The following is a 6,098-nucleotide window of genomic DNA, read 5'->3' on the forward strand; positions in this document are numbered from 1 at the left end:
TCATTTCTTTAAAATTCCTAAAAATATATAAACTAAAAGCATAAGTAACACAGCAAAAATTGCCGAATATATAATTATTGAAAAAGCATTTCTTTGCATTGGAACTAAATAATTTAAAGTACAAAATAATAATAATGCTAAAATTCCAACTTTAAGTGAATATTTTAATCTATCCATAAAATCACCCTTACTGATATCCCCATTTTTCTCCTGTCAAAACGTATTCCCCGGCTGCATTCTTTTTAGTTTTTAATTATATATACCCTTACTAGTATCAATATTCGATTCAGCTATAGATCCAAGGAAGCCACCAACACCTGCGCCAACTAAACCTCCTGTTAGTGCAGAAATAACACTAATAGCCCCCTCACCAATAAAAATCCCCTCACTACCGCAAATAGTGAGGGGATTGGTGTATAAGTAAATACTTATTTTCGTTATCTCAATTATACTGCTAATTTTTCTTTTTGTAAAATATGCAAGGTTTTAAAGAGAAACATCAAGAACTAAAGAGTGCTCTATGTCAAATTGTACTGATGCGTTCAATATCGGAAGTTAGGCAACTAAACATTGCGATATATAGCAACTTGGGAAATGAAAGAAATAGAATATTTACATTTAGAGAATGAAGATAAAGAAGATATACTTTATTTTGAAAAAGAGGATGATAAAGTAATAGCAGTTACAAATATTTTATGGACTGGCTCTGGTTTCAACGATATTTGATCAACTGAATAATGAATCGCCTAGCTTTATTAAAAAACTCCTTTAATGGGTTGTTTAATTTTAAATGTAGGTGATTGTATTAATGCTTGAAGAAAGAGAATCTATCCTCTTAAAATTGAATTCGTCAAATTAAAATACAAGATATTTGAGAAACTATAGAGTACCAGTCTAAATAAAATAATTCCTAAAAAAGCTGATTCATTTTAATAGACTGGTCATCTGTAAAGAAAGTTGTCCCTAATTACTGTTCAAAGTTATCCAATGCTAAAGTTCTTGCTTTTTTTATACCGCCTGTTGGAAATTTCCTAAATCTATTTAATAAGTCTACATCTGATATATGGTCAAAAGAGTTTATCTTATTAAATTTAGAGATTGTTCTATTTATCTGTATAGCAATAGTTTTAATCAATTATATATACAAAAAAGCGAGTATTATTAATTTTGGTATTCATAATACTCACTTTTTGTATGTTATGTAATGATTTTTTTAAAATACTCTTGTCCTATAATGATTGTGAGGATAATAATAATTTTTATTACACCATACAACCGAATCTAATCCAAAGATCCCGAAAAGAAGAACAACGGTGGCTCGGCTTCATATTCATTTTTGTCCAAGTGTTCTTTTTCAATTATTTGATCGACGGTTTTCCAATTTTTTACTTCTTGCTCTTTTAATAGTTTTCCAAGTTTTTCTTCGTCATATCCTATATCTCTTTGAAATTGCTTTCTACCACCTACATTAATAAAAGCTTGAAATTCATAGTCTTTATTGTTATTTATATAACCACCTATAAAATAACTATCCATTGGTGACTTTTTAAATCTCGTTACTTTCAGTGACTGATAATGATTCAGGTTATACTTAAAAAATAAATCTATTCTCTTTTCTTGTGTTTCAATGTAATGGTCTTTTTTTTGTTTATTATGTGCATATGCAATAACTATCATACCTATTAAAATTACACTAACTATTATTAAAATATATTTCTTTTTCATCACTCTAATCTCCCTGAAAAGAAGAATAATGGTGGTTCTGCTTCATATTCACTTTTATCCAAGTGTTCTTTTTTTATAATATCTGTAGATTTTAATTCATTTTTATGGTCTTTTTCTTTAAATAATTTACCAAATGTCTTATCATCGTATCCTATGCTATCTTCAAATTGATGATTGTCAGTTGCAGAGATGAGAACTTTAAAATCATAATTTTTGTTGTGATTAACATATCCATCCACAATATAGCCACCCATAGGCGTCTTTTTAAAACTAGTAACTTTCATTGAATGATAATTATTAAGGTTATATTTAAAATATAAATCTATTCTCTTTTCTTGTATTTCAATGTAATGGTCTTTAGTTTTCTTATTGTGCGCATATGCAATGACTAGCATTCCTATTAAAATTACTATAAGCAATATTAAAATATATTTCTTTTTCATCACTCTAGTCTCCCCGAAAAGAAGAACAACGGTGGCTCGGCTTCATATTTACTTTTGTCCAAGTGTTCTTTTTCAATTATTTCATCGACATTTAATCTGTCTTTAGCATCTTTTTCTCTAAATAATTCACCTATTTTATCCTCTTTATAACCTAAATCTCCTTTAAATTGTTTATTAGTATCAGAAAATATCACAGCATCAAATTTATAATTTTTTTATTATTGACAAAGCCCTTTATAAAATAACCACCCATTGGATTCTTTTTAAAACTTGTAACTTTCATTGAATGATAATTTTTGAGATTATACTTAAAATACAAATCTATCCGCTTTTCTTGCGTCTCAATATAATGATCTTTTTTATGCTTATGGATCACACATGCCACGACTACCAAACCTATTATAATTACTACAACTATTATTACGATATATTTCTTTTTCATCACTCTAGTCTCCCCGAAAAGAAGAATAATGGTGGTTCCGCTTCATATTCATTTTTGTCTAAGTGTTCTTTTTCAATTATTTCATCGACAGAGAGTTTATATTTAGGGTCTTTTTCTTTGAATAATTTGCCTAATTTATCTTCATGGTAACCAATATCTTTCTGATATTGATTATCGCTTCCCGGATCTATACTTGCTTGGAATTTATATTTTTTATCATCATTTATATAACCTATAATGAAATACCCACCCATCGGAGTTTTATGGAAATCTGTCACCTTCATATTTTTATAATTGTTAAGATTATGCTTAAAATACACATCTATCCGCTTTTCTTGTGTCTCAATGTAATGGTCTTTTTTTTGCTTATTATGCGCGTATGCAATAATAATTAGGCCTATTAATATTGCAACAACTACCACAAATACATATCTCTTTTTCATTTTAACCCCCTAGTGTATCTTTTCGTCATATTTCATCTTCAAAAAGATTCCGCTTAGAATCAATATTATAATTATAAATACAATCACAAGAGGTTTTTTATTCAAAAAATCAATCTCCTTTTCATTAGACTTATTGACGAACATTTTAAATAAATTAAGTATACTGGGTTTTACGATGATAGTTAAAACGTTTCAACCCATATGACTGTTGGTTTTAACATTAGTCAATTTTTCTTTCTTATAATCTTAAATAATGATCTGGTTTACTTTAAAATGCATATCACTATATTGTCTATGATACCTATCCTCTTCATATCATTTACTCAATTGGACCTGAAAAGAAAAATAACGGTGGCTCGGCTTCATATTCACTTTTATCCAAGTGTTCTTTTTTTATAATGTCTGTAGGTTTCAATTCATTTTTATGGTCTTTTTCTTTAAATAATTTACCTAAATTTTTTTCATTATACTCTAAGTCTCCATTAAATTGATTTTTATCATCATCACTCAAATTTATAAAAGCCTGAAATTCATATTGCTTATTATTATTTATATACCCTTTAGCAGAATAAGTGTTCATTAGCGCTTTTTGAAACTTTGTTATTTTCAAACCATGATAATTTTTTAGATTATGCTTAAAATACAAATCTATCCGCTTTTCTTGTGTCTCAATGTAATGTTCTTTTTTACTTTTGTGAAACGCGTATGCAATAACAATTAGTAATATTAATATTGCAACAACTATCACAAATATATAATTCTTTTTCATATCCATTACCTCAATTTACCTGAAAAGATGAATAGTGATGATCCTAATTTTTATTTGTTTCTATCCAAGTGCTATTTTTCAATTAATTCATCATAAGTCTCAATACTTAAATATTGATGTATGTCTGATGGTGCTATCAGATTTTTAAACCATTAACTTAAAAAAATATTAATGATTCAAATTGAATTTTAAAACTTAGTCTATGTTCTTTTCATGCAATACAATGTTATGTTTTTTGTTAAAAATATATCCCAATCCTAATGTTGTTTTTATTTCATGTAATGACAATTACTATAGAATGGTTTAATTTAAAACACATTTTGCAACTCACTATATATATTATCTCATGTTAAATGTGTTTTTTTACGAATGGAAATAAATTGATACACATATCTTGAATAGATTGTTATATAAATGGATTATTTCACTTCTATCATATCATAAGTATATTACCAATTAATAATTTAATTATTATTTTGTATATCTAAAAGTAAACTACACTGAAGTTTCTGAAAATATATCATTTTGAACAGATCTAGAAGTCTTCAATAGCATTCTTATTTTTTAGACATTAATAACGTAAAATTAAAAAGCCCCTCACTAACTCAATTAGTGAGAGGTTTTGTATAGACTTATTAAACAAACATTTTTTGTAGAAGCGATTGTTTTCTCCGTTTTAAAAATTCAAGTTTTTGTTCCTGTATTTCAATTAAGTTATCAATATAGCAAAAAAAGTCACCTATTTTTTGCTGTTCACTAATAGTTGGTAAGTCTATTTTTGTATTCAAAATATTTTTATTATAGAGTCTTTTAATTGTTGTTCCTTCAACTCCATTCCATTTAACAAGAATATAAAAATACTTTTAAAAAACATTAAGTACTTCTTCATTATGATCTAACCAAACTATATTTGAATCTTGATAATAAGCTTCTTCCCCTTTGTATTCAATTGTTTTTCCAATACTACCAGAAGCCGAAATTAAGATGTCACCTTTTTTAGGATATGGATATTTTTCTTTATATTCATTAAATTGCTCTCTAGAAATAAATGTATCTGCTTTTTTTCCAAAATTACCTATTTTATAAAAGGGTATTTCTTCATTTGCTGAAGTTTCATGCTTATAAATTCGTTTATTCATAGCAACTTTTCCAATATCACCTATTAACTTAACAACCCACTCCGGATAATCATTACCATTCTCATCCTTGAATCGCAATTCCTGTGAGAAAATTTTCTGCATATAGCCTTTTTTCTGTTGTTGAAGTAATTCAAGTTTTTGTTCTTCTAATTCAATTTGTCGGTCGAGTTTGCTGAAGAATTCGCCTATTTTTTGCTGTTCACATAATTCTGGAAAATATACTCTTATATTTTCTATTAAACCCCAATCAGCCCTTGGCATCTTAGACCCAGCCGATTTACTAGCAACATCAGAATATCGTTTTGTTTGTATAAAATAATATAGAAATAAATTCAATAATTTATCTTCTTTCGTTGATTTCAAAATCCATATTTCTGATGAACACACTCCACTTTTTTTTGTAAAATAATACTTATTCAAATATGGTCTGAGCTTCCCATACAAAACATTTTGTGGATTGAATTTATTTTTTTGACTTGAAAATTCTTTTGAATTATAAATTTTAATTAATCGACCCGTATTTTGTTCAATACAATCCAATTCTATATCAATACTTGCATTCTCATTTTGAGGGTTAAATTTATCACTCTTATTCGTTGCTAGATTTCCAAAAATGTCTAAAGAATATTCACCTTCAAACCCTGGGAATCTCAACTCTGGCACATTTTTCTTTTGTGTATTACTCATCTTTCAACACCCCAAGTTCTTTCAGGTATGCATTGATTTCTTGTTCAATTTCTGCAATTTCTTTGTCGATATTTTTCAAATCTTGTTGGACTTGATCTAAATCAATCGGTGCTTCTTCTTCGAATGTATCAACATATCTCGGTATATTTAAGTTGTAATCGTTATCGGCAATCTCTTGTAATGTCGCACTGTAGCTATATTTATCAATCGTTTCTTTACGTTTATATGTGTTAATAATGCGTTCGACTTGGGCATCGCTTAAATGGTTTTGATTTTTTCCTTTTTCAAAATCATTGGATGCATCGATAAATAATACGTTGTCGTCTTGTTGGCGACATTTTTTAAACACTAAAATACATGTTGGAATACTTGTCCCATAGAAAATATTGGCTGGTAAGCCAATCACGGCTTCTAGGTAGTTCTTTTCTTCGATTAAATAACGACGAATGA

At 27.8% G+C, this 6,098-nt stretch carries 7 protein-coding genes and 6 pseudogenes; 2 read left to right on the forward strand and 11 right to left on the reverse strand.

Annotated elements, in window-relative coordinates:
- A complete protein-coding gene (locus IDG45_RS12565) occupies window positions 1-177 on the reverse strand; it encodes a hypothetical protein (protein WP_000375475.1) in 177 nt (58 codons plus the stop codon).
- A 10-nt stretch (window positions 178-187) separates the two neighbouring features.
- Window positions 188-375, reverse strand: a pseudogene (locus tag IDG45_RS12570) (hypothetical protein); the annotation flags it as partial.
- A 101-nt stretch (window positions 376-476) separates the two neighbouring features.
- On the opposite strand from IDG45_RS12570, the pseudogene IDG45_RS13955 reads away from it, so the two are divergent.
- Window positions 477-575: pseudogene (locus tag IDG45_RS13955) on the forward strand (hypothetical protein); the annotation flags it as partial.
- A gap of 19 nt (window positions 576-594) precedes the next feature.
- A complete protein-coding gene (locus tag IDG45_RS14025; RefSeq protein ID WP_256061883.1) occupies window positions 595-726 on the forward strand; it encodes a hypothetical protein in 132 nt (43 codons plus the stop codon).
- Window positions 727-1,281: 555 nt separating this feature from the next.
- Here the strand turns inward: IDG45_RS14025 and IDG45_RS12575 are convergent.
- From IDG45_RS12575 to IDG45_RS12605, 9 genes and pseudogenes are all read right to left on the reverse strand, one after another.
- On the reverse strand, window positions 1,282-1,725 hold the full coding sequence (locus IDG45_RS12575) for a DUF1433 domain-containing protein (protein WP_000731413.1): 444 nt from the start codon (window positions 1,723-1,725) through the stop codon (window positions 1,282-1,284).
- Entirely contained in the window at window positions 1,725-2,168 is a 444-nt protein-coding gene (locus tag IDG45_RS12580; RefSeq protein WP_000731422.1) for a DUF1433 domain-containing protein, read from the reverse strand. The genes IDG45_RS12575 and IDG45_RS12580 overlap by 1 nt, the downstream gene beginning before the upstream one ends.
- A pseudogene (locus tag IDG45_RS12585) lies at window positions 2,168-2,610 on the reverse strand (DUF1433 domain-containing protein). The gene IDG45_RS12580 and the pseudogene IDG45_RS12585 overlap by 1 nt, the downstream one beginning before the upstream one ends.
- The gene (locus tag IDG45_RS12590; RefSeq protein WP_000747794.1) at window positions 2,610-3,053 is read right to left on the reverse strand and encodes a DUF1433 domain-containing protein; all 444 of its coding nucleotides are present in this window, start codon (window positions 3,051-3,053) and stop codon (window positions 2,610-2,612) included. The pseudogene IDG45_RS12585 and the gene IDG45_RS12590 overlap by 1 nt, the downstream one beginning before the upstream one ends.
- Before the next feature lie 18 nt (window positions 3,054-3,071).
- Window positions 3,072-3,158, reverse strand: a pseudogene (locus IDG45_RS14165) (DUF1433 domain-containing protein); the annotation flags it as partial.
- A 214-nt stretch (window positions 3,159-3,372) separates the two neighbouring features.
- On the reverse strand, window positions 3,373-3,822 hold the full coding sequence (locus tag IDG45_RS12595) for a DUF1433 domain-containing protein (protein ID WP_000742593.1): 450 nt from the start codon (window positions 3,820-3,822) through the stop codon (window positions 3,373-3,375).
- A gap of 635 nt (window positions 3,823-4,457) precedes the next feature.
- A pseudogene (locus IDG45_RS14170) lies at window positions 4,458-4,961 on the reverse strand (restriction endonuclease subunit S).
- Window positions 4,962-4,997: 36 nt separating this feature from the next.
- A pseudogene (locus IDG45_RS14175) lies at window positions 4,998-5,648 on the reverse strand (restriction endonuclease subunit S); the annotation flags it as partial.
- Window positions 5,641-6,098 (reverse strand): N-6 DNA methylase (locus IDG45_RS12605; protein ID WP_142670291.1); only part of this gene is annotated, 458 nt, incomplete at its 5' end. The pseudogene IDG45_RS14175 and the gene IDG45_RS12605, both read right to left, overlap by 8 nt.

The sequence above is a fragment of the Staphylococcus sp. EG-SA-10 genome (genome assembly GCF_017151945.1).
Classification (GTDB): Bacteria; Bacillota; Bacilli; order Staphylococcales; family Staphylococcaceae; genus Staphylococcus; species Staphylococcus aureus.